Annotated in this window: 30 protein-coding genes; 16 read left to right on the plus strand and 14 right to left on the minus strand. The window is 63.1% G+C overall.

The features are described 5' to 3' along the window. Positions 1 to 39: 39 nt before the first annotated feature. From crcB (R3P95_RS07170) to R3P95_RS07180, 3 genes are all read right to left on the minus strand, one after another. Positions 40 to 408 (minus strand): fluoride efflux transporter CrcB, encoded by a 369-nt coding sequence (crcB, locus tag R3P95_RS07170; protein WP_300520907.1) that lies wholly within the window; start codon positions 406 to 408, stop codon positions 40 to 42. Continuing rightward, on the minus strand, positions 405 to 905 hold the full coding sequence (gene crcB, locus R3P95_RS07175) for a fluoride efflux transporter CrcB (protein WP_317547819.1): 501 nt from the start codon (positions 903 to 905) through the stop codon (positions 405 to 407). Before crcB (R3P95_RS07175) ends, crcB (R3P95_RS07170) begins: the two co-directional genes overlap by 4 nt. A 157-nt stretch (positions 906 to 1,062) precedes the next feature. Further along, positions 1,063 to 2,208, minus strand: coding sequence for a citrate/2-methylcitrate synthase (locus tag R3P95_RS07180; protein ID WP_317547820.1), 1,146 nt, complete (start codon positions 2,206 to 2,208; stop codon positions 1,063 to 1,065). 89 nt (positions 2,209 to 2,297) lie between these two features. Between R3P95_RS07180 and R3P95_RS07185 the strand changes: the two genes are divergently transcribed. After that, the gene (locus R3P95_RS07185) at positions 2,298 to 3,542 is read left to right on the plus strand and encodes a citrate synthase (RefSeq protein WP_317547821.1); all 1,245 of its coding nucleotides are present in this window, start codon (positions 2,298 to 2,300) and stop codon (positions 3,540 to 3,542) included. Here the strand turns inward: R3P95_RS07185 and R3P95_RS07190 are convergent. Continuing rightward, positions 3,516 to 4,154, minus strand: coding sequence for a TetR/AcrR family transcriptional regulator (locus tag R3P95_RS07190; protein ID WP_317547822.1), 639 nt, complete (start codon positions 4,152 to 4,154; stop codon positions 3,516 to 3,518). The two genes, R3P95_RS07185 and R3P95_RS07190, sit on opposite strands and share 27 nt — an antisense overlap. 246 nt (positions 4,155 to 4,400) lie before the next feature. Between R3P95_RS07190 and R3P95_RS07195 the strand changes: the two genes are divergently transcribed. From R3P95_RS07195 to R3P95_RS07205, 3 genes are read left to right on the plus strand one after another with little or no spacing between them, the layout of a single operon-like run. Beyond that, on the plus strand, positions 4,401 to 5,525 hold the full coding sequence (locus R3P95_RS07195) for a DUF5938 domain-containing protein (protein ID WP_317547823.1): 1,125 nt from the start codon (positions 4,401 to 4,403) through the stop codon (positions 5,523 to 5,525). Positions 5,526 to 5,536: 11 nt separating this feature from the next. After that, positions 5,537 to 7,093 carry an acyl-CoA synthetase gene (locus tag R3P95_RS07200; protein ID WP_317547825.1) on the plus strand — a complete coding sequence of 519 codons (1,557 nt, stop codon included), beginning with the start codon at positions 5,537 to 5,539 and terminating at the stop codon, positions 7,091 to 7,093. Then, a complete protein-coding gene (locus tag R3P95_RS07205) occupies positions 7,090 to 7,845 on the plus strand; it encodes an SDR family NAD(P)-dependent oxidoreductase (RefSeq protein WP_037193844.1) in 756 nt (251 codons plus the stop codon). The genes R3P95_RS07200 and R3P95_RS07205 overlap by 4 nt, the downstream gene beginning before the upstream one ends. 19 nt (positions 7,846 to 7,864) lie before the next feature. Here the strand turns inward: R3P95_RS07205 and R3P95_RS07210 are convergent, their stop codons facing one another. Together R3P95_RS07210 and R3P95_RS07215 are read right to left on the minus strand one after the other, a co-directional pair. Then, entirely contained in the window at positions 7,865 to 8,797 is a 933-nt protein-coding gene (locus tag R3P95_RS07210) for a TIGR01777 family oxidoreductase (protein ID WP_317547827.1), read from the minus strand. Next, positions 8,794 to 9,465, minus strand: a complete 672-nt coding sequence (locus R3P95_RS07215) for a TetR/AcrR family transcriptional regulator (RefSeq protein WP_317547828.1) — start codon at positions 9,463 to 9,465, stop codon at positions 8,794 to 8,796. The genes R3P95_RS07210 and R3P95_RS07215 overlap by 4 nt, the downstream gene beginning before the upstream one ends. 160 nt (positions 9,466 to 9,625) lie before the next feature. Between R3P95_RS07215 and R3P95_RS07220 the strand changes: the two genes are divergently transcribed. After that, complete coding sequence (locus tag R3P95_RS07220) at positions 9,626 to 10,036, plus strand: SRPBCC family protein (protein ID WP_317547829.1); 411 nt, start codon at positions 9,626 to 9,628, stop codon at positions 10,034 to 10,036. Here the strand turns inward: R3P95_RS07220 and R3P95_RS07225 are convergent. Beyond that, complete coding sequence (locus R3P95_RS07225; RefSeq protein ID WP_317547830.1) at positions 10,030 to 10,908, minus strand: phosphotransferase family protein; 879 nt, start codon at positions 10,906 to 10,908, stop codon at positions 10,030 to 10,032. The genes R3P95_RS07220 and R3P95_RS07225 overlap by 7 nt on opposite strands. Before the next feature lie 167 nt (positions 10,909 to 11,075). Then, positions 11,076 to 11,471, minus strand: coding sequence for a DUF1761 domain-containing protein (locus tag R3P95_RS07230; RefSeq protein ID WP_317547831.1), 396 nt, complete (start codon positions 11,469 to 11,471; stop codon positions 11,076 to 11,078). A 270-nt stretch (positions 11,472 to 11,741) separates the two neighbouring features. Here R3P95_RS07230 and R3P95_RS26120 point away from each other — a divergent pair, with 270 nt between their 5' ends. Next, positions 11,742 to 12,533, plus strand: coding sequence for a helix-turn-helix domain-containing protein (locus R3P95_RS26120; RefSeq protein WP_394855404.1), 792 nt, complete (start codon positions 11,742 to 11,744; stop codon positions 12,531 to 12,533). Positions 12,534 to 12,560: 27 nt separating this feature from the next. On the opposite strand, the gene R3P95_RS07245 is transcribed toward R3P95_RS26120, so the two are convergent. Continuing rightward, a complete protein-coding gene (locus tag R3P95_RS07245; RefSeq protein WP_317547832.1) occupies positions 12,561 to 12,956 on the minus strand; it encodes a MerR family transcriptional regulator in 396 nt (131 codons plus the stop codon). 55 nt (positions 12,957 to 13,011) lie between these two features. On the opposite strand from R3P95_RS07245, the gene R3P95_RS07250 reads away from it, so the two are divergent. Both R3P95_RS07250 and R3P95_RS07255 read left to right on the plus strand, forming a co-directional pair. Further along, entirely contained in the window at positions 13,012 to 13,902 is an 891-nt protein-coding gene (locus R3P95_RS07250; RefSeq protein ID WP_317547833.1) for an alpha/beta fold hydrolase, read from the plus strand. A 71-nt stretch (positions 13,903 to 13,973) separates the two neighbouring features. Further along, a complete protein-coding gene (locus R3P95_RS07255; RefSeq protein WP_317547834.1) occupies positions 13,974 to 14,642 on the plus strand; it encodes a class I SAM-dependent methyltransferase in 669 nt (222 codons plus the stop codon). Between the two features lie 5 nt (positions 14,643 to 14,647). On the opposite strand, the gene R3P95_RS07260 is transcribed toward R3P95_RS07255, so the two are convergent. Further along, on the minus strand, positions 14,648 to 14,920 hold the full coding sequence (locus R3P95_RS07260) for a hypothetical protein (protein WP_317547835.1): 273 nt from the start codon (positions 14,918 to 14,920) through the stop codon (positions 14,648 to 14,650). Positions 14,921 to 14,984: 64 nt separating this feature from the next. Here R3P95_RS07260 and R3P95_RS07265 point away from each other — a divergent pair, with 64 nt between their 5' ends. Together R3P95_RS07265 and R3P95_RS07270 are read left to right on the plus strand one after the other, a co-directional pair. After that, positions 14,985 to 15,422: a protein-tyrosine phosphatase family protein gene (locus R3P95_RS07265; protein ID WP_317547836.1), complete on the plus strand. Its 438-nt coding sequence runs from the start codon at positions 14,985 to 14,987 to the stop codon at positions 15,420 to 15,422. 45 nt (positions 15,423 to 15,467) lie between these two features. Further along, positions 15,468 to 15,770: a helix-turn-helix domain-containing protein gene (locus R3P95_RS07270; protein WP_255183123.1), complete on the plus strand. Its 303-nt coding sequence runs from the start codon at positions 15,468 to 15,470 to the stop codon at positions 15,768 to 15,770. Here the strand turns inward: R3P95_RS07270 and R3P95_RS07275 are convergent. Both R3P95_RS07275 and R3P95_RS07280 read right to left on the minus strand, forming a co-directional pair. Continuing rightward, complete coding sequence (locus R3P95_RS07275; RefSeq protein WP_317547838.1) at positions 15,728 to 16,354, minus strand: ClpP family protease; 627 nt, start codon at positions 16,352 to 16,354, stop codon at positions 15,728 to 15,730. The genes R3P95_RS07270 and R3P95_RS07275 overlap by 43 nt on opposite strands. Further along, a complete protein-coding gene (locus R3P95_RS07280; protein ID WP_300523730.1) occupies positions 16,351 to 16,959 on the minus strand; it encodes a ClpP family protease in 609 nt (202 codons plus the stop codon). The genes R3P95_RS07275 and R3P95_RS07280 overlap by 4 nt, the downstream gene beginning before the upstream one ends. A 99-nt stretch (positions 16,960 to 17,058) precedes the next feature. Between R3P95_RS07280 and R3P95_RS07285 the strand changes: the two genes are divergently transcribed. Continuing rightward, positions 17,059 to 17,526 carry an SRPBCC family protein gene (locus tag R3P95_RS07285; protein WP_317547839.1) on the plus strand — a complete coding sequence of 156 codons (468 nt, stop codon included), beginning with the start codon at positions 17,059 to 17,061 and terminating at the stop codon, positions 17,524 to 17,526. A gap of 112 nt (positions 17,527 to 17,638) precedes the next feature. Beyond that, positions 17,639 to 18,088, plus strand: a complete 450-nt coding sequence (locus R3P95_RS07290) for a YdeI/OmpD-associated family protein (protein ID WP_317547840.1) — start codon at positions 17,639 to 17,641, stop codon at positions 18,086 to 18,088. A 128-nt stretch (positions 18,089 to 18,216) separates the two neighbouring features. Here R3P95_RS07290 and R3P95_RS07295 read toward each other — a convergent pair whose 3' ends face one another. Together R3P95_RS07295 and R3P95_RS07300 are read right to left on the minus strand one after the other, a co-directional pair. Next, positions 18,217 to 19,680, minus strand: coding sequence for an aminotransferase-like domain-containing protein (locus R3P95_RS07295; protein ID WP_317547841.1), 1,464 nt, complete (start codon positions 19,678 to 19,680; stop codon positions 18,217 to 18,219). A gap of 200 nt (positions 19,681 to 19,880) precedes the next feature. Continuing rightward, the gene (locus R3P95_RS07300; RefSeq protein ID WP_317547842.1) at positions 19,881 to 20,828 is read right to left on the minus strand and encodes a formylglycine-generating enzyme family protein; all 948 of its coding nucleotides are present in this window, start codon (positions 20,826 to 20,828) and stop codon (positions 19,881 to 19,883) included. A 433-nt stretch (positions 20,829 to 21,261) separates the two neighbouring features. On the opposite strand from R3P95_RS07300, the gene R3P95_RS07305 reads away from it, so the two are divergent. The 4 genes from R3P95_RS07305 to R3P95_RS07320 all read left to right on the plus strand — a co-directional run bounded on the left by R3P95_RS07305 (position 21,262) and on the right by R3P95_RS07320 (position 25,711). Beyond that, positions 21,262 to 22,899: an FAD-dependent monooxygenase gene (locus R3P95_RS07305; protein ID WP_317547843.1), complete on the plus strand. Its 1,638-nt coding sequence runs from the start codon at positions 21,262 to 21,264 to the stop codon at positions 22,897 to 22,899. Between the two features lie 46 nt (positions 22,900 to 22,945). After that, positions 22,946 to 23,401, plus strand: a complete 456-nt coding sequence (locus R3P95_RS07310; RefSeq protein ID WP_317547844.1) for a VOC family protein — start codon at positions 22,946 to 22,948, stop codon at positions 23,399 to 23,401. A 32-nt stretch (positions 23,402 to 23,433) separates the two neighbouring features. Next, complete coding sequence (locus R3P95_RS07315) at positions 23,434 to 24,201, plus strand: dienelactone hydrolase family protein (protein WP_317547845.1); 768 nt, start codon at positions 23,434 to 23,436, stop codon at positions 24,199 to 24,201. A gap of 178 nt (positions 24,202 to 24,379) precedes the next feature. Then, complete coding sequence (locus R3P95_RS07320; RefSeq protein ID WP_317547846.1) at positions 24,380 to 25,711, plus strand: ABC transporter substrate-binding protein; 1,332 nt, start codon at positions 24,380 to 24,382, stop codon at positions 25,709 to 25,711. The last annotated feature ends 46 nt before the right edge of the window (positions 25,712 to 25,757 follow it).

Consider the following 25,757-nt stretch of genomic DNA (forward strand, 5'->3'; position numbering starts at 1 on the left):
TCCTCGAATCGTGCACTGCAGAACGAACATGCGCCCTCATCAGATGTACGCCGTCGCGATCATCGCGACACCGACGACCGCGGTGGTGGCGAGCGCCGTGCCGATAGCGTTGGACGCGGCGAGCCCGTAGCGGCGGCGTTCGAGCAGGCGGATGGTCTCCACACTTGCGGTGCTGAAAGTGGTGAAACCACCGCAGAACCCGACACCGATAATTGCCTGCACCTGCTCAGGTGCAGACCGAAACATCACCAACCCCGCCACGACGCCGAGTACGGCCGATCCGGTGACATTGATCAGCACTGTGGCGTAGGGGAATTCGGTCTTCAGTCGCGTTCGGATGACGCCGTCGAGCACGAACCTGCTCACTGCCCCGGCACTTCCGGCGAGAACGACCCACAGTGCGATCATCGCTTGTCCTCCGTGTGGGCACCGAACCGTTGCGCGAGAACTATGCCTGCCCCGGCTGCGAACGTACCGACGACCACACTGATGGTCATGTACAACGCGGCCGCCAACACCCGATGATTTTGCAGCAGTTCCACGGTCTCGAGAGCAAAGGAGCTGTAGGTGGTGTACGAGCCGAGTACCCCGGTGCCGATACACAATCGGATTCGGCGTCGCCAGCCGTCGTCAGGGCCGGAGAGCGCAAGACGCTCCAACAGCATCCCGAGGACGAAAGCTCCGGTGAGGTTGATGATGAGTGTGGTGAAAGGGAACGGACCCGAGTTGGGCGGATACGCGGTCTCGGCCGCGTATCGAACACCGGTACCTACCAGGCCGCCGAGGGCTACGGCCGCAATAGCGGCGGGTTGGGCATGCACTGGGCGGGAAGGGGCCGGGCTGTCGGGGTCGACCGGCAGGGACCCATCGGCGGTAGCGCCGTGCATCTCGTGGAAATTGTTCATCAACCTGCTCCCTATCTCCGGACATACGAGTGCCGAGACAGGGACTGTTGTCGGTCCGAAGACCGAGGTTCGGTTACGGCGAGCCCCACCGCCGCTGCGCGCACCGGCGCATGATCATGATGGCACACCGTGATGCGGCTCCGCCGCAGTGGCGTGCTCAGGTGCCCTGGGTGGCACTCAACCGCACCACTGCCGAAGGCACTGGGCCGTCGTAGCGGGCGATCGGGCGAATGATCTTGCTGTCATGCGACTGCTCGACGATGTTGGCACACCACCCGACCATCCGACTGCAGGCGAAGGTGGGCGTGAACATCGACCGAGGAATTCCGCAGAGCTCCATCACGACGCCGGCGTAGTACTCCACATTGGCGTACAGCTTGCGGTCCGGCTTCAGATCCGCGAGCGCAGCGGTGATGACCTTCTCGACCTGCACCGCCTTGTCGATGAGCTCCCCGCCCAACTCCTGCGCCGTTTCCCGAAGCATCACCGATCGGGGATCATCGGTTCGGTACACCGGATGCCCGAAGCCCATGATGCGTTCGCCTGCAGAGATTTTCGCTCGCGCCCACGCGTCTGCAGAATCGACGTCGGCAATCTCGTCCAGCCCGTCGAGAGCACGATCCGGGGCACCTCCGTGCAACGGACCGGCGAAGGCACCGATGGCTGCACACACTGCGGATGCGATGTCCGAACCTGTCGACGCGACGACTCGCGCAGTGAAGGTCGACGCGTTGAACCCGTGATCGATCGTGGCGGTGAGGTATCGGTCGACCGCTCGGGCGTGGGCGGCGTCGGGCACCTGCCCGGTGATCATGAACAACCAGTTCTGCGCGGTGGTCAGATCCTCGCGCGGTTCCACGGGCTGTTTGCCGGCCCGAATCCTTTGTACGGCAGCCAGAATGGTCGGCGTCATTGCGCACAGACGTAGCGCGGTCGCACGCTTGTCCGATTCCGACGACTCGTAGAGGGGAACTGCGCCTGCCAACCCCGACAACACCGTCCGCAGCGCAAAGAGGGGTTGCTCGGGACCCGATTGCGCCACCGTCCTCACCGCAGCTGCGACGTCCTCCGGCAATCTTCGCAGCGGTGCCACCGTACGCAGGAATTCGGCGCGCTCGGAATCGCCCGGCAGCCGTCCTTCGGCCATGAGGAACCACGCGTCCTCGAAGGTCAGGTGTAGCGCGATGTCGATCGCCGAGTACTGGCGGTAGTGATAGAAACCTTCGTCGCCGCGAACATCTCCGATCGATGTGGTGGTGACAACGACGTTGTGGAGCCCCCGTGGGGCATCGAGAACGGTCATGGCTGCACTCCTTTGCGCTGGTCAACCCCTACGATCCGCGCTAACGTTGATTATTGTCAATGTTGATCGAATCAATATGAAGGGCGGACATGACGCACGCCGACGGCCGGAACATGCTCACCACCGCCCAGGCTGCCGCACGGCTGGGGGTCAAGCCGGAAACGGTGTACGCGTACGTCAGCCGCGGTCTGCTGACCAGCACTCGACTGACCGGCGTACGGGGGAGTGTGTTCGACGTCGACGAGGTGGAATCTCTCGCCGGACGCGACACCGCTCGGCGTACCGATATCGGTGCCGTGGAACGAATTCGGACTCGGATCACGCTGATCGACGACGGGCATCTGTACTACCGGGGGCGTGATGCGGTGGAGCTCAGCTCGCGTGCGTTCGAGTCGGTTGCGCACTTCGTCTGGACGGGTGAATTGCTGGACGAAGTCCACTTCCACGCGGACTCCGTTGTGGTGCAACGATGTAGAGAAGCGACAACGCTGGTGTCACCGGATTGCCGGTCCATCGATCGGATCCGTATCGCCGTCGACATCGCCTCCACCTACCGACCGATGCGATTCGACACCGGGTCCACATCCGTTGTCCGCGAGGCAGGGCAGCTGCTGGCGACGGTCGCAGCAGCACTCGGTGGTGGTTCTCCGGAGCTTTCGGTTGCCGAATCAGTCTGGGCGGCAGTCAAGTCCGACTCATCCGATCCGAACGGTCTGGCGGTTTTGCAGGCCGCGCTCGTCCTGATGGCAGACCACGGTCTTGCTGCGTCGACGCTCGGAGTTCGGGTGGCAGCGAGCACCCGAGCCAATCTGTATTCGGCAGTCTCGGCGGGTCTGGGATGCATCGACGGCCCGCTGCACGGCTCCGCTGCCGATCCCGTGTATCGGTTCCTGACAACCGCGATCGACGATCCGATAGGCGCTCTCGCAACACAATTGAGGTCCGGGGAGCGGGTGCCTGGCTTCGGGCACGTCATCTACACCGACCGAGACCCGCGTGCCGAGGAGCTACTGCGACTGCTTCGCGACCCGGCTCACGGTGCGGACCCCGTAGTGATCGCTGCAGCGGACACCATTATCGAGGAAGTGAGTAGCAGATTCGATACCTTTCCGAACTCGGACTTCGCTCTCGCCACGTTCACCCTCGCCTACGGACTGAGGGCAGACACCCCGGAGATGCTGTTCGCACTCGCCGCATTGTCGGATGGACGGCACACGCCCTCGAGGAATACGACGAAGCGCCCCTTCGCTTTCGGGTTCCAGGCATCTACACGGGGACTCGACCGGGAACCTACTGAGGCCGGGAACCTACTGAGGCGTCGGGCAGTCCAGTAATGCGAACGCAGCAAGCAGTTGGCGACGCGCGGCAGCGATCTCGGCTGTGTTGTCGGCCAGGTGATGCAGCAGAGCGCGCTGAAAGATGCCGTCGAGGAGGATGTAGGCCGAGGCTTTGTCGAGTGCGGGAGTGGAGCCGCGAAGTTCGCAGTAACGAGCGACCACGCGCCAGATCATGTCCTCACGACGCGCCTCGATCTCGAGCACGTCGGTGCGGAAGGACCCGTCGAACAGGGCTTGATTACGCAGGTCGTACCAGAGTCGATGAATGCCGGCGTCCTCGGCCAGAGTGGCGAAGTACTTCTCCTCGAAGTCCGCGTACAAGCCGGTGGCGTCGACGGCGTTGGCCACCACCTCGTCGTAGCGAGTGACACACATGGCCTCGTACTGGCGAACGGCGTGCGTGATGAGGTCGAGTTTGTCGGTGAAGTAGTAGTGCAGCACGCCGTGTGAGTACTCGGAATTCTGCGCGATCTCCCGCAGTGACGTGCGCGCGTAACCCAATTCGGCCAGCGTGTGCAGCGTCGCCTCGGCCAGTTCGGTGCGCTTGGCCTCGAACTTGTTGCGGGCTCGCTCTTCGATACGCGCGCGAGGATCAACGGTCTGGGTCATGTGCCGAGTCCTTTCCGCGCGTGGTCGTCACCTCAGTGTATGCCCGACGGCCGATCAGGGAACGTCGGTGTCGGCCAGATGTTGGTCAGTTGTCAAGAAAAAGCTTGACGTCTGTACAAATTCTATCCTAGTGTGATGCGCAGCACACGTCAGAAGGGCGGATGTTCCCCACGTCCCCTCCGGTGCTCGCCGTCTCAATCCATCTCGGTCCGCCGTGCGGACGGGCCGATCACGAGAGGACCTTCCATGCCAACCGACAAGCGCGTCGTCGTCTACGGTGCGTCGGGATACACCGGCCGACTGATCTGTGAATACCTGCGCGAGTACAACATTCCGTTCCTGGCCGCCGGACGCGACGAAGGTCGAGTCAAAGGCATCATCGACGTGGTTCCCGGCATCGAGACCGTCGAACACGACGTTGTCGAGGTGGAACACAACGCGGCGGCCCTCGCGGAAGCATTCCGGGGTGCCGAGATCGTCCTCAACACGGTCGGACCGTTCTCGCGATACGGCCACGAAGTAGCGCAGGCGTGCATCGAGATCGGCGCGCACTACACCGACACCACGGGTGAGCAGGACTGGATGATCGACGCCGAGGCCAAGTACGGCGCGGAATTCGCTGCCCGAAACCTCGTGCTCACAACGGGATTGGCCCAGATGTACAGCATCGGCGAGATCGCTGCGAACATCTGCCTCGAGACGCCGGGCCTGGACACACTCGACATCGAAGTGTTCTGGAAAGGACACCCGACGGTCGCGTCGACGAACACGATCCTCACCAATGCCGCGTTCTCCAAGGCCTACTACCTGGAGCAGAACGAGTACGTCGAATGGCCGGACGACGGGGTCATGCAGGTCGTCGTGCCCGGCCAACACGATCTGGGCCTGGCTCTTCCCTGGGGTGGCACGTCCCATCCGGTGTGGTTCAAGAACGATCCTCGCGTCGCGAACGCACGTGCCCTGGGCGGGGTGATCAACAAGCCGCTGATGCTGGCAGTGCCCCAGATCATCTCTGCCGCAATGGCCCAGATGGAAGGCAAGTCCGACGCCGAGAAGTACCAGATCATCGACACGGTGTCGTCGTCGGTGCGCAGCGAGACACCCCCGCGTGAGAACCCACGCATCAACACCTCACTCGACTCGGTCTATGCGTCGGGACCACTCGGTCGCGTGCACACCGTGATCCACGGCAACTGCAACTACAAGCAGACCGCGCTGCTCAACGCCTACGCAGCGGCGCATCTGCTGCAGGGACCGCCGAAGAAGGTGGGATTCGCCTCGAGTTGCCAGGCATTCGGGCATCGAGAACTGCTCGGCGTGCTTCGCGCGTTCGGGCTAGTGCTCGAACCCATCGTCACTGCACACAGCTGAGGACAGGGCCGATGCGGCTGTCCGATTACCTCGACAAGGGTGTGTCACTGGGTCGAGACGCACCCTGTCTCACCATCGGTGATACCACCCGAAACTACGGCCAGGTGTACGAAGACACGGTGGCCATCGCCTCTGCGTTGCAGCACAACGGAATCGAGGCAGGTGACCGGGTTGCTGTGCTATCCGCCAACGACCCGCTCGCGCTGACGTGCGTGTTCGCGATCTCGCGCGCGGGAGCGGTGTGGTGCCCCATCAATCCACGCAACGAAGCCGACGAGAATCGGCAACTCTTCGAGCTGTTCGGCTGCCGATTCTTGTTCTTCCAGAAAGCCTTCGCCGACCTCGTCGGTCGCATTCGCGACCAGCTGCCTCGACTGGAATGGCTCGTCTGTCTGGACGGTGACGTACCGGGAGCACTCTCGTACGACAGCTGGCTCGTCGAACATGGTTCTGAATCGGTCGAAGATCGACGATCGACGGACGGCTTGTGCATGATCGCCGGCACCGGCGGTACGACCGGAAAACCAAAGGGGCTGAGGCTGACCGAGGAGAACATGATGACCTCGACGGCGACGGCACTCATGAGCTATCCCTTCGGGGATCGGCCTCGGTACCTGGCTCTCGCGCCGCTGACCCACTCCGCGGGCGTGCTGACGTTCCCCATCCTCAGTCTCGGCGGACACGTTGTCGTCATGGCTGCTCCGGACGTCGGAAAGTTTCTGTCCCTCATAGAGAAACACGGGATCACCCACGCGTTTTTGCCGCCGACGGTGATCTACGGCGTGCTCGATCATCCGGATCTCGACGTCACGGATCTGACGTCGCTACGATGCCTCTGGTACGGGGCCGCTCCGATGTCGCCGACTCGGCTGGAAGAGGCACTGACCCGAGTAGGACCGGTTCTCGGGCAGCTCTTCGGGCAGACCGAGGCACCGAACATGATCGCAACGCTGGCTCCGGCCGATCACTTCCACAGCGACGGATCGATCGCCACCGAACGACTGAGCTCGGCGGGCAAGCCGACCCCTCTGACAGCGGTGTCGATCATGAACGACGAGGGCGCATTGGTCGATCGTGGTGAGCGCGGAGAGATCGTTGTCCGCGGGCCCCTGGTGATGCAGGGCTATCACGAGAATCCCGACGCCACAGCCGAAGTGGGGGCGTACGGGTGGCACCACACCGGTGACATCGGCTATCTCGACGACGACGGCTACCTGTATGTCGTCGACCGCGCCAAGGACATGATCATCACGGGCGGGTTCAACGTCTACTCGGCCGAGGTCGAACAGGCTCTGCTGTCGCATCCGTCGGTGAAGGAATGCGCCGTCGTCGGGCTGCCCGACGACAAGTGGGGCGAACGCGTCACCGCGGCAGTTCTGCTGCGACCCGGCCGGGATGCGTCCGACCAGGATCTGATCTCCCACGTGAAGGCACGAATCGGAAGTATGAAGGCACCCAAACAGATTCAGATCTGGACCGATCTTCCCCGCTCGAAAGTGGGAAAGATCCTCAAGACCGAAGTACGCAGCACCATGTCTCACTCACTATCGAAGGGAACCACACCATGACCGAGTTCGAGGGCAAGAGAGTATTCGTCACCGGATCTGGAGCCGGCATCGGAAAAGCCATCTCCCAGATGTTCATCGAGCGCGGTGCACGCGTCGTCGTCAGCGACATCGACGAAGGCGCAGCAGCGAAGGCAGCCGAGGAGATCGGTGCCGCCGGGATCGCCAACTGCGATGTGTCCGACGAGAGTCAGGTGCAGAGCGCGGTGGCGCAGGCCGTCGAGATTCTCGGTGGTCTCGACATCGTCGTCAACAACGCGGGAATCGAAGTGTCGTCGCCGCTGCTCCAACAGTCGACGGAGAGCTTCGACAAGATCTACTCCGTCAACGTCAAGGGTACGTTCCTGGTGATGAAAGCCGCGATCGGTGCACTGGTGGAGTCGAAGGGCAACATCGTCAACATCGCATCGCTCGCCGGTGTGGGCGGCACGGCGTTGCTCGGATCCTATTGCGCTACAAAGGCTGCAGTCATCCAGCTCACCCGCGTCGCCGCCATCGAGATGCGAGCATCGGGAGTGAGGGTGAATGCGGTGTGCCCCGGATTCGCCGACACGGCAATGGTCGACCGATTGGTCCCGGACTTCGAAGCCGCGACCCAGATCCCGTTCGGTGACCTCGTCAAGGCCAAGCAGGGAAGACTGGGGACACCCGAGGACATCGCGGAGGTGACGTTGTTCCTCGCCTCCGACCGGGCGTCGTGGATCACCGGAAGCCACTACATCCTGGACGGAGGACTATCGGCGTCGCTCGTGTAGTTCCGAGGGCTCTCCGTCGTCATCCCAGGGCGACGGGGAGCAGGCCTCGGGGTGTCTCGGATGCGATGTCGGTCAGCGCTTCTTGCAGGTCGGGGTATCGGAACTCGAAGCCACTGCCGTTCAATACTTGTGGATCCACCCAACGGCTCTTCAAGACCAACTCTGCCTCCGTGCGAATCACCCGTGCCCCGAACTGAAGCAGCCATGCCGGTGTCGGCAACCCGCGGCTTCGCCCCAGGGTGTTCCTCACCTTCTGCATCAGCTCCTCGTTGGTAACCGGGAACGGCGTGGCGACGTTGACGGGGCCGGAGATGCCAGCGTTGTCGTAGAGGTGATCGAGGATGCGTCCGACATCGGCGACGTGCACCCAACTGAACATCTGGCCGCCGTCGCCCATCGTGCCGCCGAGTCCCACTCGGGCCAGGTCGATGATCGGGTTGATCGCCCCGCCGCCTGCACCCAGCACTATCGACATACGCAGCGCCACTTTGCGAATGGCCACATCGGCGTCGAACAGCTCACGCTCCCAGGCGCGGGCGACCTCGACGGAGAATCCCGACCCGATGTCGCCGGATCGTTCGTCCATCGGCCTGTCGCGCGAATCGCGATAGATGGTGCCCGTGCTGGCGTTGACCCACAACTCGGGTGGGTTCTGGACCTGAGCCAAGGCACGCCCGAGTTGGGCCGTCGTCTGGATGCGCGATGACATGATCTCGTCCGCGTTCGCCTTGTTGTAGCGACAGCTCACCGAGCGGCCTGCGAGGTTGACGACCAGATCGGAACCATCGAGCACATCGACGAGGCCGCGATGATCGGACCATGTTGCATCACTAAATGTTCCGCGCCCGACGGTCCTGACGCGAATGCCGCGATCTTCGTAGGAGCGACGCAGATACCGGCCGATGTAGCCGGAGGCGCCGCAGACGACGACAGTCGATGGTGAATCAGTCACTGGTCCAACCCTTCTGGAGAGGTCATTCGTTTCAACAGGCCGGCCACGTCGGTGACCAACCCCCGCGCCACCGGGAGACGAGCGAGACGTACGGCTTTGGCGACCACCGGTACGAGCCCGTCGACCAGGGTGCGGGTGCGTGCCTGGTTGTCCGAGGAGTCGGTGACCCAATGGAGGGTGACACCCATGTAGATCATCCAGAGCAGCTGCGGAAGAACGTCTTTCAGGGAACCGGGAACCTTCTGTTTCGACGTCTCCAAGGTGGTTCGCATGAGGTCGATGGCCATGGACCTGGCATCGGACGATTCTTCTGAGAACGGACTGGAACTGGACCGGGTGGGCAGCGCCAATTGCAGAAAGGATCCACCGAATGCGTGATACGGCTCCATCACATCCAGCCCGGAATGCAAGACGGCAGCAAGGTTTTCGGACAGTGATCCGCCGTCGACGAGGACGCGGAGTGCACGCTCGCGATGATCGCGCTGGATCACCATGTACAACTCGTTGACCAGCTCGTCCTTGCCGGCGAAGTAGTAGTACGCATTTCCCAGAGAGACACCCGCTTCGTCGGCGATGCGACGCATCGTGGTCGCCTGAAACCCCTCCTCGCGAAACAGTCGAAGTGCTACCTCGACCACCTTGTCGCGAGTCTCGGACGTGCGAGCCATCGATTCACCTCAATTCTGAACGTGTTCAAAATTGACCGTATACCTGACTTTGAACATGTTCAAGTCTCAGCTTTCGTAGACCCACGTCTGCGGTTCCGGCAGCTGCTCCGTCGGTTCTCGACGAGTTCGGCTACGGCCCGTCAGACGTAGGGTCGCTGCTATGAACCGAAGACCGTTTGTGGCAAGTCGACATGTGGCTCGAGTTATCAGGCGTACACCCGACGAGGTGTACGAGTTCGCCGCGAATCCTGCGAACTTGCCCAAATGGGCAGCAGGACTGGCGAACAGCCCGGTGACCATCGACGGTGATCGGCTCCTCGTCGATTCGCCGATGGGGCAGGTGACCGTACGCTTCGTTCCGCACAACGACCTCGGCGTCCTCGATCACGACGTGACACTGCCGTCGGGGACCGTCGTGAACAATCCCGTAAGGGTGCTGAGTCATCCAAATGGCGCGGAGATTCTGTTCACGGTCCGACAAATCGAACTGAGCGACGACGAATTCGAGCGTGATCTCGGCATGGTCGCCGACGACTTGAAAAGACTCGAGGAGGTGCTGGAAGCTCAGTGAACTCGTGCGCCCATCAACAGTGAGATGTACGCGTCCAATCGATCCTCCACAACGCACGGCGTCAAGTCGGTGCGGCCTGTTTCGCGCCACGGCCTCGCCCACATCTGGACCTCCTCGGAGCATGCCAACGCATCGCGCACACGCCAGTACTGCCGTGCTCGTCCGCTCTCGGTGAGAACGCCGCCGGCCTCCTCGTAGACAGAGGCGAACCGCGAACCCCATTGGGGGCCATGCAGCAGAGCGAGATTGGTCGAACAATGCGCCACGTCGAGGTCCGTTGGACCCCGCGAGGTACCCGCCCAGTCGATTACTCCGGTGATCCGGGGCGCGGAGTTCTGCGATACGTCGAACAGGACGTTGCCAGGTTGGAAGTCTCGATGCAGGAATCGGCCCTCGTATGTCGGCACAGGCCCGCGAAGTAGGTCTTGTGCGGCGGCCCATATTTTCGTGTCGGCCCGTGCGGGCACCACGACGGTATCGGCAGTCGTCGATGCCTGAAACTCACGGGGCGAAGTACCTGCATTCACTGCATGAATTTGGACGAGTTGCCGGGCAAGGAGGCGGACCCGCTCGTCGACGCCCTCGTCGGTGAGAACCACCGAACCCGGCAGGTGCGTCATCAGGAGCGAGGGATACTCGCAGTGCTCAGCACCCGGATCGACTCCCACCAGTTCTGGAGTCGGCACGCCGGACCCGGAGAGCATTGTCAGAGCGTTGCTCTCTCGGCTCAGCCAATCCTCGGCGTATCGCAAACTGGCGGGGGTGGCGTAGCTGCGCAACACCAGGTGCCGACTGAATCCATGTGTGTTCCAGACGGTCAACTTGCGGGTGTCGGCGGTGATTCCGCCGGACAGAGGTTCGACTTCGATCATTCGTTCACCGGCATGCAGGTGTCGACACACCCATTCACGAGTGGACGGACCCACCGTCGAGAAGGGTGCGGGCCGGGTCACGACGCCACTGCATCACACGATCTGAGCATGTGCAAGGTTGTTTGCCCGGCGGAAGAGAGACGATTCGATTCGGCACTGACTGAACGTCACGGGACTACTCCGAGGACCGCGCCCGCTACTGCTGCTCCCGTGAGGTGGTAGCTCGCGGTGACAGCTCCGAATACAAATGGCTGTGGAGTATGAGGCGTCAGCGCGTTGGTCAATGATGCTGCGGCGGAGCCCAACCCGACACCCAGTCCGACGAGCACGCCCGATACCGCGGCGTCCGAGTCGATGACGTCGAGAATTAGAGCGATCACGATGGTCGTCGCCGCCGAGCAGCAGAGCGGAACCGCATAGTAGGACAAAGGGAATCGGTTTCCCGTCTGCGCCCGATCATGCCCGATCGAACGATCCCACGCGCGCCCGAACAAGGGGCCGAACCACAGCGCGCCGAGGGCGTAGTACGCAACCGCTGCCACGGCTACTCCCAACCAGTTCACGACACTCCCCTTCGGCCCGGTTGCGTCCACAGGGTGTGGTCGACGCCCGAATGTCTACGCCGCGGCTCTGCACGTTCACCGACCAACATGGGCGAAACCGTTCCGATCAGGACAGACGATGCAGGGGCGGCTTGGCGGACAAAGATCCAATAATCGTTGGTCATGACGTGATCGTTGCGAGACTCGAGGCTCGGTGTATTGCAGAATTGCGACATGGGAGAAAGGCGGGTCGCGTCCAAGCCCATCGACGTTCACGAACGCTCCGGCGTCATGGCTCCGGCGCTTCTTCGTCGCTTCGACGCAACCTGGCACGAACCGGCTGCAGCGATTCGAGATGTTGTCGACGCGTACTGGAGTGTGCGATGGGCATTGACTACGGACGAAACCGTCGAACAGCGAGTCCTCGAGTTTCCGGCAGTCACGGTCAGTGTGGAGACCGGTGCAGTGCCCGCGCCCTTCATGATCACCAATGTTCAACGCAGGGCGTGGTCCCGGACGATCGGAGGTCGAGGCTTCGTGTTCGCCGTCCGACTGCGTCCAGCTGGACTGGCGGTCGTGTCCGACCTCGATCCCACGAGACTTTCGGCGGCGCAACCGATCAACGAAGAGACCGACCAACTTCTCTTCGACATGCTCAATAGCGTCTCCGGGCCAGATTCGGCTGCCGACCATGCTCTACGCGCAGATTCGGTCATCACTGAGATGCTGGAGAAACGACCACCGACTGCCGAACACCTTCTCGCAAACGCCGCAGTCGATGCTCTATCTCGGGGCATCGGCAGAAAACCCGGGCAATCGGTGGCAGGAATGCTTGGGGTCAGTGAACGTGCCGTGCAGAGGGCGCTGCGATCGTCACTCGGGATGGGCCCAAAAGCAGTCGCCCGACGGGTTCGACTACAAGCAGTGTTGCAACGTTTGTCGCTCCCCGCAGCCGATGCTGCCCGTATTGCTGCCGACCTGGGCTACGTCGATCAAGCTCACATGATCAACGACTTTCGGGGCGTCGCCGGAATTACGCCGGGAGCGTACCTTCGTGAACTCGCTGCACTCGTCCGCGCCTGAATGAGGGTGGCGAGAGCCTCTGCAAACTCAGCGTACTTCTTGGGAAGTCGGCCCAGCCTGCGTAGCGGAGTACTCGCTGCACTGCGCGCATCGGGTGAGCAGATCGTGTGTGCACGCGACGACGTGCGCGAGAAAGCGCTCGGCACTGGCGAGTCGAGTTTGCTGCCGTCGGACTCGGGCCAGATGGTCTGCGATGACTTCGGTTCGTTCGGGTTCGTCTCGATGAAGTATCAGGCGAATGTCGGCCAAGCTGATTCCCACGTCCTGACAGGCCCTCAGTACCCGCAGTCGACGCAGGTGTTCCTCGCTGTAATCGCGGTGACCCGACGAGAGGCGTTCGGGCACAACCACACCGACGTCCTCCCAATGTCTCAGGACGTGGGTCGGAACGTCGAGTTCGCGCGCAGCCTCTCCGATCTTCACTTGCCGATGGTCTCACATTGACTTCAGGTCGACCTGAACTATTACGTTCGTCCCCATGACGATCGACAGATTCGATCTACCAGAGCCCATCTTCGTGTCCGTGGGTGGCGATTCGGTAGCGACCTACGAGATGGCACCCGACAGAGCGGAACCGTCCGCTGATGTGGTGTTCTGCCATGGAACTCCCTGGTCGGCTCAGGTCTGGGGGCACGCCGCGCGCCACCTCAGCGCTGGCCATCGTGTCTACCTCTGGGACATGCCCGGATACGGACGGTCCGCACAGGGACCGGATATCCGGACTGACCTGCCCACCCAGATGCTGCGCTTCGCACTGTTGCTCGACCACTGGCAGTTGACTAGGCCCTTCGTCGTCGCTCACGACATCGGCGGTGCAGTCGCCCTGGGAGCCCATCTACTTCACGGCTGCGATTTCGGCGGCCTGTACCTGTGGGACGTGGTGACGCTCAACCCCTGGGGATCCGAGTTCTTCCGACTCGTCGCCGACAACGCCGAGGTCTTCGCTGCGTTGCCTGCACGCCTGCACTCGGCACTGGTTACCGAATACATTGCGGGAGCGGCACATCAGCGGCTGGACGCAGACATCGTGGCGATGTTGACCGAACCCTGGTTATCCGACGAGGGCCAGCCTGCGTTCTACCGACAGATCGCCGAACTGCGCCCCGGACACACGCGGCCCATCGTCGATGCCCTTCCCCGAGTCCGCTGCAACACTACGATCGGATGGGGCGAACAGGACCCCTGGATTCCCGTCGAACAGGCGTTTCGACTGCGGCAATTACTGCCGGGGGAATCGTCTGTGATTACTGTTCCTGGTGTGGGTCATCTGACTCCGCTCGAAGCACCGTCGGTCACCGCTGAAGCGTTGGATGCGTGGCTAGGAATGCTTGTCCGAGAACTTCCGAAAAGCCGACGATCGTGGGGCTGACTCGTTGACATCGTTCGTCGAGCCGTCCGAGGTGCGTCTCGTGGATACTGGGTTCCGTGGTGCTGAGACGAATGGGAACGTCCCTCATCGGAGGCCGAGGGGCCCAGTGGCTTCGTGAGCTGAACGAGCGACACCCATGGAGTCACAACGACTACTTCCACAGCTGGATTCTGGCGAATCTGCCGCACCGGCGTGGCCGCGCACTCGACATGGGCTGTGGACGGGGTGGCCTGGTGCGAGCCTTGGCTCCTCATTTCGAGCATGTCGTCGGGGCCGATGCCGATTATGAGATGCGCCGAATCGCAGTGGCCACGTCTGGCGACGTCGACAACGTATCGATCACGGATCGTCAACTGGATTCGTGGGCAGACGATTCGATCGATCTCGTGACCATGGTCGCCGTCCTGCATCATCTCGACATCGACGACGCCTTGCGTCATGTCGGGCGGATTCTTACGCCGGGCGGGCGAGTGCTCATCGTCGGGCTTTCTCCACCGACCAGCGTGCGAGATCTGCTGTGGGATTCGGTCTCCATCGTTACCAACCCCTTCATCGGATTTCTGCACCACCCGTGGCCGAGTCCGGTGACAGCACCGTCGCCACCGTTCCCGGTCAAGGATCCGGTGCTGAGCTTCGACGACATCGGAGACATGGCCGAAAAGTGGCTACCGGGTAAGAAGATGCGACACCGCCTAGGGTTTCGACACACAATCGAGTGGACGAAGCCTGGTGTCGAGTAGAGCCATCATGTCTTTCCGACGCGCAGAAGGCGAAAGCCTCTGCAGTGGAGCGTGAATCCGACGGCGGCACCGACAACGGCACCGATTATGGGTTGCACTTTTGTCCACCACTCGAGGAAGAGGCCGACTCGAACCTGCAGGGCAACATCGGCGGTGGTTGCGTAGGCGCGGCTCCTCTGGCCGGGTTCCACGTACAGGGTGTCGGCCCATCCCGACACGGACGCAAGCAGACCCACCGTGAACCCCAGTGCGGCGAAGGCAAGAACAACTGAGCGCATGGGGGCACAATATCGGTGCTGGACAGAAACAGGTGTCGCGAACGACAAGGAAAGGACGCCTCGAATGTGGGACTTACACAGTCCGGGCGTGCTGCAGTTGCCGTCGGGCAGTCTCGTTCGTGGACGCGCCTTGCGTGTTCCGATGCATGACGGTCCGTTGCCGAGCTTCGGGGTCTACCTGCAGGGCAAGGATCCGGGCGAGTTCTCGTGGGACAGTCGATGGGTTCGCTGGCCCGACCTCTGGCTGCCGTCCGACTCGACTGAGCTCGAGGTCGGACTACGAGATGTATTGCGCCGCTGCGCAACCGAGAGAGTCGAGATTGCGTGTACCGGCGGTGTGGGGCGAACGGGCACCGCACTGGCCTGCCTGGTTGCGCTCGACGGTATGCCGGGCAGTGTTGCAATCGACTATGTCCGGTGCAATTACTCGCACCGCGCTGTCGAAACGCCCTGGCAGAAACGCTATGCGAGGACATTCGTGAAACCGAGCTCTCTGCTCTAAGCAGAATTTGCGACCCATCACGGACAGGAGGCCTAGGCTCCGATCATGGGCCAGGTCATACGAATCGATGAGCGTCGAGCAGCGCGCGCGGTGGAACCCCTGTGGCGCGAGGTGGTCGGCAGACGACTACGCGAGCGCAGACACGCCCGCGGAGACACTCTCGCCGACACCGCCGCGCGCGCAGGCATTGCGCCGCAGTACTTGTCGGAGCTCGAACGCGGCCGCAAGGATCCGTCGAGCGAAATCCTCGCGGCCGTCGTCGGCGCATTGGGCACGTCGATGGCCGAAATTTCACGCCTTGCGCATCACGACCTCTCGCGCGGCGATGCGACGTTGATGGCCGCCTGACGCCCCGCGAGAACCTGATCGACGACGCCGTATTCCAAAGCAGCTGGTGCCGTCAACACCAGATCTCGGTCGGTGTCGTGTCGAAGCGTGTCCACCTCGCGTCCGGTGTGTGCCGCCAGAATTGCCTCCATCTCGGCTCGCACTCGGACGACTTCGTCAGCGGCCAAAATGAGGTCCGGGATGGTGCCGCGGCCCTGCGCCGCAGGCTGATGCAACACCACCCGGCTGTGAGTCAGCGCCGAACGACGCCCCGGCGCTCCCGCTGCGAGCAGCACGGCTCCTGCCGCAACGGCCTGGCCCACACATGTTGTGGCAATGGGTGATCCGATGAATTGCATCGTGTCGTAGATCGCGAGCATGGCGGCGGTGTCGCCGCCCTCGCAGTTGATGTACATCGAGATTTCCTGGTCGGGGGAATCGGCCTCCAGATGCAGCAGCTGCGCAATCATCGCATTCGCGACCCCTGCGTCGATACCGGTACCGAGATAGACGATGCGCTCACTGAGCAGATGCGAATAGACGTCGACGACGCGTTCGCCCCGCGAATCTCGGGTGATGACATTGGGAATGGTGTACGTGCTCATCGGGCCAACTCCATTCCGAACGACGCCCGTCGCGCGGGCATGACCTGATCGAACGAGTCCACGATCGCGTCGACGAACCCGTACTGGCGAGCTGCTTCCGCGGTGAACCAACGGTCGTGCAGAGAGTCGTCGAAGATCTGCTCGCGTGTTTGTCCGGTGTCGTCGGCAATGAGCCCGAGCACCGTATCTCGGGTATGACGCAGATCGTTGGCCTGTACTTCCACTTCGACGGCCGATCCACCGATCCCGGCCGATCCCTGATGCATCAGTATTCGCGAATGCGGCAGGGCATACCGCTTGCCGCGCGTACCGGAGGACAACAGGAATTGACCGGCGCTGCAGGCCAACCCGAGTGCAAGCGTCGACACGTCGCATGGCACCAGCCGCATCACATCGCGGATGGCGAGCATCGCGGGAACCGATCCGCCGGGGGAGTGAATCCACAGGGCGATGTCGGCCGAGGAGTTGTCGGCGGCCAATGTCAACAAATGGGTGGTGAGGACCGTGCCGTTGTCGTCGTCGAGGGGGCCGTCGAGCACCAGGACTCGATGACGAAGGAGTTGGTTGCGGAGTTCGGGCGGGAACATTCGTGGCGTTTCGCTCATGGTTCGAGTGTGAGTCCCAATTCGATTGCATGCCAATAGTTCTGCTGTAGGCAGCGGGTCTGCTCACAGCTTCGCGGGTGCCAGATGGACAATGGAGAGATGACTGCACTCGAGTTTTCCGAATCCGTCGTCGTCGCTGCGTCTGTCGAAGACGTGTACGCCGTTGTCTCCGACATCACCCGAACAGGCGAATGGAGCCCGATCTGCCAGGAATGCTGGTGGAACGAGGCCGACGGCGGTGGCGTCGGATCGACGTTCACCGGCCGCAACGTGGTGCCGGGTCGCACGTGGGAGACCGTGTCGACGGTTGCCGCCGCCGACCCTGGTCGCGAGTTCGCGTGGGTGGTGGGCGACAACTTCGTTCGCTGGGGCTACACCCTCGAAACGGTCGATGGCGGAACACGACTGACCGAGAACTGGAACTTCCTGCCCGATGGCATCGCCTTCTTCCACAGCAAGTTCGGCGAGGACGCGGAGAAGGAAATCGACACTCGTAGCCAGGCGGCACTCGACGGCATCCCTCGCACGCTGGCCGCAATCAAGCGAATCGTGGAAGCCGAAGCCTGATTACTGTCGGCCAGGTGCGCTGGCTGTCCACTGTTCGAGGCCGACGACGGAATCCCGCCTCTCGACGCGAATTGTGGACACTGAGCGCACCTGTGACCGATAGCCTGTCCGCATGGCAGCGACGGTTCTGCGGATGTCCACGGTTCTCGAATCACGAGGCCCGGCAGCGGCCATTGTGCTCACTGACGAGCAGGTCGCGTCCCTCGGTTCCACCAGAACGCCACCAGTTCGGTTCACGATCGGTGGTCAGACGGTGCGTGGTCGCATCGGCCGAATGGGTGGCGAAAATCTGCTCGGACTCAACAAGAGCGTTCGCGCCACACTCGGCGTCGAGGCCGGCGACACCGTCGACGTGACCATCGAGCTGGACGACCAACCGCAGGTGATCGAGGTTCCGCCGGCGCTGGCGACAGCCTTGGACGCGGATCCGGCTGTCCGAGCAGCGTTCGATGCGCTGGCACCGTCGACGCGAAAGGAACACGCAAGGTCCGTCGCCGACGCGAAACGCGACGACACTCGCGAGCGGCGTATCACGGCAATCGTCCAGTCCCTCCGGCCCTGAGTGCTGCCGGCCCTGCGACGTTGCAAACGCGTGCGCATTCGCCAGGTGCGCGCGATTCCGCTAGCGACCAGCTGACCAATTCGCGAGCGTCTCGCGAACGCGCGCGCGTTTGCGATGGCCGTCGGGGCTCACACCACCGCAGCAGGCGTGCTCGACGCGGCGGCCGGCGTCGGGATGTTCTCCGACGACAGGCGAGCGAGGATCTCGATCGCCGAGGTGATGTCGGACAGTGAGCGGGTGAACGGAATGCGCTGACGATCGTCGAAGGCGTATCCCGTTCCGAATCTGAGTCCCGGTGCCAGCAGCAGTCCCTGCGACTGGGCGTCGGCGACGAGATGGCTGGATCGGATGCCGTCGGGTAGGGAACACCACAGTGCCAGACCGCCGTCGGGAACTCGAAAGTGCCAGCCCGGCAGATGATCACGTATCAGTGCGATGGTGTGATCGCGGGCCGTTCTCGACGCCTCCGCGCGGACTCGTCGTACCTCGTCGTACTTACCCAACAACTCGACTGCCGCCAGTTGATCGATGATCGAGACCGAAAGTTGGCGTTGCGCATAGGTTGCGGCGACTCTCGCCAACAGGCCGGCTTCGGCGCGAACCCACCCGACTCGCAGCCCGCCCCACACCGTCTTGCTCGTCGACCCGACGGTCACCGTAGCCACGTCCGGAGTGGCGGCTCCGAAGGGTTCGATATCAGGTGAACCGTCGAGAGACAGATCGGCCGCTACCTCGTCGACGATGGTCAGTACGCCGTGGCGGTGCATGGTGGCGGACAGCTGTCGGCGGGTGCTCAGGGGGAGTCGCGCACCCGACGGATTGGAGAAGTCGGGCATGAAGTACGCCAAAGTGGGTGCACTCTGCCGCGCGGACCTGTCTGCCGCAGCCACGAACTCGTCGGTGTTGTCGGGATCGATGGGCACCGGGATGCAACGACCGCCGAGGGAGTTGACGAGTTCGACGACACCCGGATATGTCGGGTGCTCCACCAATACGCGGGCCCCGGGCTCGGTGAACGTCGCCAACACAGCGTGGATGGCGTCGGTGGCACCGGAGGTGACGAGGATGTTGTCGGCGGTGGTCGGCACTCCCCGCCCTCGGTAGTACGCGGCGATGGACTCTCGGAGCTCGAACAGACCGGACGGAGCGTACCCGCCCAAGTTGAAACGGACTCGAATCTTCTCTGCCGCAACACCGTACGCGTCGGACAACAGCGGCGATGCCGACGGGGAGGCGTTGACGAATTCCAGATTCGCAGTCTCTCGGTCGCCGGCCAGCGAACCCCACGACGGCAAAGACCCCGTCGGCGACACGTAGGTACCCGAACCTCGCTGAGCGCTGATCCACCCACCCTCGCGCAGATGCCCGTACGCCGATGCGACCGTCACCCGACTGACGTCCAAGCTGATCGACAACGCCCGCTCGGCAGGCAGACGCGTATGCGCCGACACCTCACCGTTCTCGATCAGTCGCCGCAACTCGTCGGCGATCTCGAGGTAGAGCGGACCACCGGATCGGTTTCGCAACGTCGATGGGTCGATCCGTGCGGCCAGATCCGGGGCCGTGATGGCGGAGGCGTCGAACGAGTCCATGCATGCCACTCTCGCACACTGGACTGCAAAATTTGGAGTGAAAGCAGTCCATTGTGGTCACATGATCGCAATTGGAGCTGTATTGGTCCTGTCCATGGTGGGTGCGGGGTGGACTGTGGTCGCTCTGCACGAGGGCGGAAGGAGCGGGCCTGCCGGGCCGCCGCGGAGTCGTGTTCAGTCCGACTGACGCTCGTTCCGGCTCAGCGAGTCGGTGCAGAGCCTCTGACGATGCAGCGAAACCCGATGTGGGACATACCGGAGTCGACGGGTTGCGCTTGTCGAGCAGCGGGACGATAACGGCGGCAATAGTTCTCGGCGCACAGATGGGACCCGCCCTTGATGACCCGACGAGAGATGGTCCCGGCGGGATCGCGGCTGCCCGCGGCCGACGCGACCCGCGGATCGATCGCGGGTCCGCAGCAGGCGTGGGTGGCGGTCTCGCTGTGATCGGTGCGGTAGAAATCCGCCGTCCACTCCCACACGTTTCCGGTGACGTCGTACAAGCCGTAGCCGTTGGGTGGATACGAACGCACGGCCGTGGTCCTACGATCGGCGACCGGTTTGAGGTTTTGCCAGGGAAACTCGCCGATCCAGTAGTTGGCCAACTGGGTACCCATCGGTGCCAGTTGGTCTCCCCACGCGTAGGCCGCGCCGTTCAACCCGCCGCGAGCCGCGCATTCCCACTCGGCCTCGGTGGGTAGATCCTTGCCCGCCCACTGGGCGTAGGCGTTCACGTCCTCCCAGCTCACATGCGTGACCGGATGCAATTCGCGCCCATCGATCCCGGAACCCGGGCCCTCCGGATGCGCCCAGTTCGCACCTGGAATCAGCCGCCACCAGCCCTGCCAATTCGTCAGATCCACCGGGCCCTGCGTCGGAGTGAACACCAGCGAACTCGGCACCAGACGCGTTGGATCCGCATCCGGATAGTCCGCCGGATCCATCGGCCGCTCCGCCACCGTCACGTACCCGGTGGCTTTGACGAACCGTCTGAACTGAGTGACGGTCACCGGCGTCTCGTCTGCCCAGAACCCCTCGACACTCACCTCGTGAACGGGCGCTTCCTCGGGATAGTCGGCCCAGTCCGATCCCATCCGAAACTGGCCGCCGGGCACCCACCGCATACGGGGGAATGGTGGGGCAGTCATGGCGGTGATCGTACACATCGATGGGGAATGCCATTGCGCTGTCACGGAATTGAACGGCAACCGTCGACCTTCGCCTCGTCTGGGCGCCCCTCGGTCCTCGCAAACGCGTGCGCGTTCGCTGAACGCGAGTGGTTTCGCGTCACGAACTTGCGCGCGTATGGCGAATGCGCGCGCGTTTGCGGGATCGGGGTCCGCCGGCGACACCCAGGCCCGGGGGGCGGGTCACGAAAGCGCGCGCGTTTGCGAGATCGGGGTCCGCCAACAACACCCAAGCCCTGCCAACAACACCCAGGCCCCGCCCGCACCACCCCAGCTCCCAATCGCAGTACTCGTCAGTAGCCAAACGTGATGCTTGCCACTTCTCCAACCCGCTGTTATCTTGGAAATACATTCCATCAGATGGAATTGTTCATGGAAGTCAGAGGAGTGGACAGTGGCATCTCGTTCCAACGAAGTACCCGTCGCAGTCTCGGGTGCGGGGCCGGTGGGGATGGCGTTGGCCATCGATCTCGCCCTTCGCGGTATCCCGAGCGTGCTGTTCGAGAAACGTTCGGAGGAGGAACGGATCGTCGCACGCGCCAACATGACCAACGTTCGCTCCATGGAGCACTTCCGACGGTGGGGCATTGCAGATGCATTGCGCGACAACGATCCTGTGAGCCCCCTGGTCTATCGTGACGTCGCCTTCGTGACCCGTCTGACCGGCCACGAGGTGTTGCGATTTCCCCGCGCGTACGAGTGGTCGGAGCGGCTGCCCATCGCATCCGAGGTAGCGGAGTGGGCACCGAACGAGGCGATCGAGAAGACTCTGCGGGACCGCGTGAAGTCGCTTCCGCTGATCGATCTGCGCTTCGAGAACGAAGTGAAGAGATTCGAGCAGAACGACCACGGGGTGACCCTCACCGTTGCAACCCCGAACGGCGAACAGACACTCCTGGCGCAGTATATGGTGGTCTCCGAGGGCAGTCGCAGCCGGCTCCGTCGTGACGGCCTGAATGTCCGAATGGAAGGTCATCCCAACCTCGCCCGCAGCTTCCTGTGGCACATCAAGGCTCCGGCACTGGCCGAGCTGTGGAAAGCCACGCCGATGGCCTCGATGCTGCTGTTCTACAACGAGGACCGTGCCGGCGACAGTCTGGTTCCGCAGTCGGGAACCGATCACTGGGCATACTTCTGCTCGCCCGTACCCGAGGATGTCGACGGTGACGATTGGGAAGCGTGCCGCGCCATGCTCTTTCGTGCAATCGGTGAAGAGTTCGAGGTGGAGCCGCTCGCGGGCGGCACCTTCATCACCCATTCGATTCAGGCACCGCGATTCGACTTCGGCCGCGTACTGCTGGCCGGCGACTCCGCGCACATGGTCTCGCCGATGGGCGGTTTCGGCATGAACATCGGTATCGGTGATGCCGCGGACCTGGGGTGGAAACTCGCCGCGTTGATCGACGGTTGGGGCGGTCCCCTCATGCTCCCGAGCTACAGCATCGAACGCGGTGAAGCAGCACGCTTCATCCTCGCCGGTTGTGAGAGCAATCAGGCCGTGGGTTCGCGCGAATTGGTGCGCGACGGTATCGAGGACGACGGCCCCGTCGGCGAAGCGATCCGCGCCCAGGTGGCCGAGGACATCGCGATTCAGAAGGCCCGTCAGTTCAAGCGGATGGGCGGCCAACTCGGCTACCGTTACTCGTCGTCGCCCATCATCTACCGCGACGGAACAGACCAGCCTGCACCGTCTTTCGAGGACTACGTGCCGTCGTCCTATCCCGGAAACCGCGCACCGCACCACTGGCTCGCGGACGGCTCGTCCCTGTACGACCACCTGGGGAACGGTTTCACACTGCTGGTGCTCGGCGACGTCGACCACGACGTCCTCACCGCCGCCGCTGCAGAACGCAACGTGCCTCTGCAGATCCTCACCGTCGAGGATCCCGACCTCACCGATCTCGGTGAATTGTATTCCGCCACCGCAACATTGATCCGCTCCGATCACCATGTCGCGTGGCGCGGAGACGCACTTCCCGATGACATCGATCATCTGTTGGACGTCGTCACCGGGTCCGTCTCTTTCGCCTGACAGCCACACCGAACCGCAACTCCCCAACAACGAAAGGCTCACTCTCATGCCCAAAGTCACCCGCCTCGGCCACGTCGGACTGTTCGTCGCCGACCCCGAGATCATGATGGAGTTCTACTCGACATTCCTCGGAATGACCGTCACCGACCGCGACGAACGACGCGTCTTTCTCAGCTCGCGGCCGTCGGAGGAGCATCACGAGATTCTGCTCGCGAAGAACCCCGACCGCCACACCGATCCTCAGCAGCTCTCGTTCGTGGTCGACTCGTTGGCCGATCTGCGTGCGTTCTATGCCCAGATCGTGGAGCGCAAGTACGACATCGACCACATCAGCAACCACGGCAATGCGCTCGGTTGCTACTTCCGTGACCCCGAGGGCAACCGGGTGGAGGTCTACTGGCACACCGGAATCGAGTGGCCGCAGCCGTTCAGTGAGCCCATCGATCTCTCGTTGTCCGAGGAGGAGTTGCGCAACCGCCTCGACGAGATGGTCGCGGCGTAGGACACCTGGCCGGACCGCGGAGGAGAAGAGCGTTGAAAGAAGGAATGATCGCCGAGGTGGTGGCATTCACCGGCCACAACGGCGACCGCATCGAGGGCTATTCGGCTCGGCCGACCGCTGCCGAGCCGGTGGGCAGCGTCGTCGTGCTGCACCACGCACCCGGGCTCGACTTCTGGTGCAAAGAGGTGGTCCGACGGTTCGCCGAGTGCGGATACGCGGCGCTCGCGCCGAATCTCTATCACCGCCGCGGTCCCGGTCACTGGGCCGAGGTCGCTGCGGCGGCCCGGGCCGAGGGATTGGGAAAAGCAATGCCCAACGACCAGGTGATGGGCGACATCGCCGGGGCCACCGACTACGTGAAGTCGCAGCCCGGCTCCAACGGCAAGGCCGGGGTGATCGGATTCTGCTCCGGCGGACGGCAGGCCTTCCTCGCGGCATGCGACGTACCGACGTTGGACGCCGCCGTCGACTGCTGGGGTGGAAGCATCGTGCCGCAAGCTCCCGATCCGACGAAGCCGAACGCCCCGTCGCGGGGAGTCATTCATCGCGCCCCGGACATGTCGGCTCCACTGTTGGGGATCTTCGGCAACGACGACACCAATCCGGATCCGAAGCAGGTCGACGACATCGAACGTGAGCTGACCAGGCTCGGCAAAGAATTCGAGTTCCATCGTTACGACGGTGCGGGACATGGGTTCTTCGCCACCGACCATCCGCATTACCAGCAGGCACAGGCAGTGGACGGCTGGAAGAAGGTCTTCGCCTTCTTCGACGTGCATCTGCAGTCCGACGCATCCTGATCAAGTTTCAGGCGAGGGTCGAAACGCACAGAAAACCCGAAGGAATTCAGGGTTGTGTGATGGCCCTCACATGGCTAGTCTCGATTCCGTACCTCGGAATCGCATTCCATGAAGGCCACGCGAGTAGTCCACGAGACCGCGTGAGCACCCCGCACGCGCTCTCGAAGGAAGAACCCCAATGTCTCTCACTCCCTCCCGTCCCACCAGGGCCGGGTCGAAGTCCGCGAAGTTGTTGGTCGTCGCGGCAACCATGTCGGCCGTACTCGCCGGCTGCGCCGCCGAAGCGGCATCACCGACCGGTACCGCGACCGGCGGCTCGGCGGCAGTAGCCACCGACCAGACCAATACCTCGGCTGTCACCGATCTGGTCGAGTACACCGGAGGCACCGCAGGCGCAGCCGATCAGAGCCTCGAACCCGTCACCATCGGATGGGTCAATCAGCAGGGCGGTGCCCTCGGATTCCCGGCCGCAACCGACGGTGCCGAGGCCGCCGTGAAGTACGTGAACGAGAACCTCGGCGGGATCGACGGGCACCCGCTGAAGCTCGAAACGTGCTTCGTCGTCGAGAACGAGCAGGACGGCAACAGTTGCGGCCTGCAGCTGGTCAACGATCCGGAAGTCCGGACCGTGCTGTTCGGCTCGACGATCACCGGCAATCAATCGTTCCTGGCGGTGAACAAGGGGCAGAAGCCGATCCTGATGGCCAACTCCATCAGCTCCACCGATGCGCAGAGCGACAACGTCTTCATCTACAACGGCAACCCGTCGTCGATCTTCCGCGGACTGACGACCTACCTGGACACCGTGGTCGGTGCGAAGTCCGTCGCACTGATCTACCCGCAGAACGCTCAAAGTGCCGACGGTGCAAAGGTTCTGCAGACTGCGCTCGACTCCGTGGGAATCGAGGTCAAGGCCGTCGGCTTCGACCCGTCGACCACCAACCTCACCGCGGCAGCAGTGGCCTCGGGGGCATCGGACGCCGACGCCATCGTGCCGCTCGTCTCGACCCCGCCGACGTGCGTGGCCGCGGCCAAGGCCCTCGACACGCTGGCGGTGACGGCACCCATCATCGGAGCCGGCTCGTTCTGCTTCACCGACCAGGTGGCGCAGGGGCTCGGTGGTGACGCACCGAAGTGGCAGCAGATCTCCACCCAGACCAACGTCGCCGACATGAGCCAGCCCGACGTCCAGTCGTACATCGAGGCCTCCACGACCGCCGGACTGTCCGAGACATCCCAGACCACTCCCGATGCCGCCCTCGCCTGGGGTCTGGTGGCCACCGCAACCCGATTCCTCAATGCCGCAGGGGGTTCCGAAGCAACTGCGCCGGCGATCGCCGAACAGGCGAAGTCCTTCACCGGCCCACTCCTGCTCGGTAGCGCCACCGTCGCCTGCGGCGCGAACACCGCCGAGCCGGGCCTGTGCGGGGCCCAGACCCGAGTCTTCGAATACACCGGAAACGGCTCGTACACCGCGCTCACCGACTGGCTCGAACCATCGGGCACCTGACACCTCGATCTCCGACAGCCCCCACACTCTCGAGAAAGAAGACCAT

It is taken from the genome of Rhodococcus cercidiphylli (assembly GCF_033042225.1).
In the GTDB taxonomy this organism is placed as follows: domain Bacteria; phylum Actinomycetota; class Actinomycetes; order Mycobacteriales; family Mycobacteriaceae; genus Rhodococcoides.

Coding starts and splice junctions, on each gene's coding strand:
- R3P95_RS07295 (WP_317547841.1), bottom strand. CDS start 19,680: ATGGACTCGTTCGACGCCTCCGCCATCACGGCCCCGGATCTGGCCGCA.
- R3P95_RS07320 (WP_317547846.1), top strand. CDS start 24,380: ATGTCTCTCACTCCCTCCCGTCCCACCAGGGCCGGGTCGAAGTCCGCG.
- R3P95_RS07180 (WP_317547820.1), bottom strand. CDS start 2,208: ATGACCGTTCTCGATGCCCCACGGGGGCTCCACAACGTCGTTGTCACC.
- R3P95_RS07300 (WP_317547842.1), bottom strand. CDS start 20,828: ATGACTGCCCCACCATTCCCCCGTATGCGGTGGGTGCCCGGCGGCCAG.
- R3P95_RS26120 (WP_394855404.1), top strand. CDS start 11,742: ATGGCTCCGGCGCTTCTTCGTCGCTTCGACGCAACCTGGCACGAACCG.
- R3P95_RS07275 (WP_317547838.1), bottom strand. CDS start 16,354: ATGAGCACGTACACCATTCCCAATGTCATCACCCGAGATTCGCGGGGC.
- R3P95_RS07195 (WP_317547823.1), top strand. CDS start 4,401: ATGCCAACCGACAAGCGCGTCGTCGTCTACGGTGCGTCGGGATACACC.
- R3P95_RS07215 (WP_317547828.1), bottom strand. CDS start 9,465: ATGGCTCGCACGTCCGAGACTCGCGACAAGGTGGTCGAGGTAGCACTT.
- R3P95_RS07255 (WP_317547834.1), top strand. CDS start 13,974: ATGGGAACGTCCCTCATCGGAGGCCGAGGGGCCCAGTGGCTTCGTGAG.
- crcB (WP_300520907.1), bottom strand. CDS start 408: ATGATCGCACTGTGGGTCGTTCTCGCCGGAAGTGCCGGGGCAGTGAGC.
- R3P95_RS07270 (WP_255183123.1), top strand. CDS start 15,468: ATGGGCCAGGTCATACGAATCGATGAGCGTCGAGCAGCGCGCGCGGTG.
- R3P95_RS07280 (WP_300523730.1), bottom strand. CDS start 16,959: ATGAGCGAAACGCCACGAATGTTCCCGCCCGAACTCCGCAACCAACTC.
- R3P95_RS07310 (WP_317547844.1), top strand. CDS start 22,946: ATGCCCAAAGTCACCCGCCTCGGCCACGTCGGACTGTTCGTCGCCGAC.
- R3P95_RS07200 (WP_317547825.1), top strand. CDS start 5,537: ATGCGGCTGTCCGATTACCTCGACAAGGGTGTGTCACTGGGTCGAGAC.
- R3P95_RS07185 (WP_317547821.1), top strand. CDS start 2,298: ATGACGCACGCCGACGGCCGGAACATGCTCACCACCGCCCAGGCTGCC.
- R3P95_RS07190 (WP_317547822.1), bottom strand. CDS start 4,154: ATGACCCAGACCGTTGATCCTCGCGCGCGTATCGAAGAGCGAGCCCGC.
- R3P95_RS07220 (WP_317547829.1), top strand. CDS start 9,626: ATGAACCGAAGACCGTTTGTGGCAAGTCGACATGTGGCTCGAGTTATC.
- R3P95_RS07285 (WP_317547839.1), top strand. CDS start 17,059: ATGACTGCACTCGAGTTTTCCGAATCCGTCGTCGTCGCTGCGTCTGTC.
- R3P95_RS07265 (WP_317547836.1), top strand. CDS start 14,985: ATGTGGGACTTACACAGTCCGGGCGTGCTGCAGTTGCCGTCGGGCAGT.
- R3P95_RS07290 (WP_317547840.1), top strand. CDS start 17,639: ATGGCAGCGACGGTTCTGCGGATGTCCACGGTTCTCGAATCACGAGGC.
- R3P95_RS07225 (WP_317547830.1), bottom strand. CDS start 10,908: ATGATCGAAGTCGAACCTCTGTCCGGCGGAATCACCGCCGACACCCGC.
- R3P95_RS07260 (WP_317547835.1), bottom strand. CDS start 14,920: ATGCGCTCAGTTGTTCTTGCCTTCGCCGCACTGGGGTTCACGGTGGGT.
- crcB (WP_317547819.1), bottom strand. CDS start 905: ATGAACAATTTCCACGAGATGCACGGCGCTACCGCCGATGGGTCCCTG.
- R3P95_RS07205 (WP_037193844.1), top strand. CDS start 7,090: ATGACCGAGTTCGAGGGCAAGAGAGTATTCGTCACCGGATCTGGAGCC.
- R3P95_RS07250 (WP_317547833.1), top strand. CDS start 13,012: ATGACGATCGACAGATTCGATCTACCAGAGCCCATCTTCGTGTCCGTG.